Source organism: Promicromonospora kroppenstedtii DSM 19349 (assembly GCF_000515355.1).
Lineage (GTDB): Bacteria > Actinomycetota > Actinomycetes > Actinomycetales > Cellulomonadaceae > Promicromonospora > Promicromonospora kroppenstedtii.
The window spans coordinates 11573-12636 of sequence record NZ_KI911749.1; the positions used below are offsets into that span (position 1 = coordinate 11573).

Annotated in this window: 2 protein-coding genes; one reads left to right on the forward strand and one right to left on the reverse strand. The window is 74.6% G+C overall.

From position 1 onward, the window contains the following. Positions 1-574 (forward strand): hypothetical protein (locus PROKR_RS25650; RefSeq protein ID WP_211240242.1); only part of this gene is annotated, 574 nt, incomplete at its 5' end. 61 nt (positions 575-635) lie between these two features. Here the strand turns inward: PROKR_RS25650 and PROKR_RS25655 are convergent. Next, on the reverse strand, positions 636-1064 hold a 429-nt coding region (locus PROKR_RS25655), incomplete at its 5' end, for a hypothetical protein (RefSeq protein ID WP_036969356.1).

Consider the following 1064-nt stretch of genomic DNA (forward strand, 5'->3'; position numbering starts at 1 on the left):
GAGCCCGGCCCCGGTCGCCGGGCCGGAGGGGGTCGTGGCCCCGGCCGCGACGCAGGCAACGGCCGCGACGCCGGAGCAGGACGAGGACCCGGAGCGTGCGGACAACATCGAGACGCGGACCGCGGCCCGGCTGCACCAGCTGGTCGCGTCGGGTGCGGAGAAGCTGCCCGGCGAGGCCGGCAGCACCGTGTCCAAGCTGGCCGTCGCGCTGCTGTCGTTCGGCAGCCAGGCGGCGGCCAAGGATCAGGAGAAGTCGACCTCCGCCCTCGTGGGCGAGGCCGTCGGCCTCTTCAAGAGCCTGGACGACGACGACCCGGCCAAGCAGCGCAACGCCCTGGAGCACGCGCTGGAGACGTTCACGACGTCGACCATCGGCGGCAAGGAGCGCTCGCAGGTGCTCGAGGTCGCCGAGGAGGCGATGGGCCTGTGGAGCAAGCTCCGCGGCACGTCGTCCGACCTCGCCAAGTCCGACGCCGCCGCCTCGATGCGCTCGCTGACCAGCGCGCTGCGCAAGGAGGGCCGCGACGCGGAGGCCGACGAGGCCGAGACCGAGGCCAAGCGCCTCGAGTCCTGACCCGACCCGCCGGACCCGCCGAGTGCCGGACGTTCGCCCACCAGGGGCGAACGTCCGGCACTCAGCGGTTCTCCGGGCAGGTGGGGGTGGTCGCCATGGAGACGCCGTCCGGCATGTCCGCCGCGGTCGGCTCCCGCCCGGCCATGGCGCAGGCCCGGGTGATCATCTGGTCGTCCGAGAAGGTCCAGCCCGTGGTGACGCCGTGGTCCTGGACCACGAGCAGCTGGCCGTCGCCGGCGTGGACGTCGCCGGGTGCGACCTTGCCGCCGGGCGCGTAGAGCCGGGTCGCGAGCGAGCCGACCTTCTGGCCCGTCGCGATGTCGAAGAACGCCAGCGCGGCGCCCTGGTTGCGGGCCACGAGGTCGGGCCCGGGCAGCACCGCCAGCACGTCGCCGTAGGTGCCGGGCAGGTCGAGGTCCTCAGGGTCGCCCGGACCGGCGACGGCGCGCAGCCGCACCTTCGCGTCGAGCCCGAGCGTGACGAGCCGCTC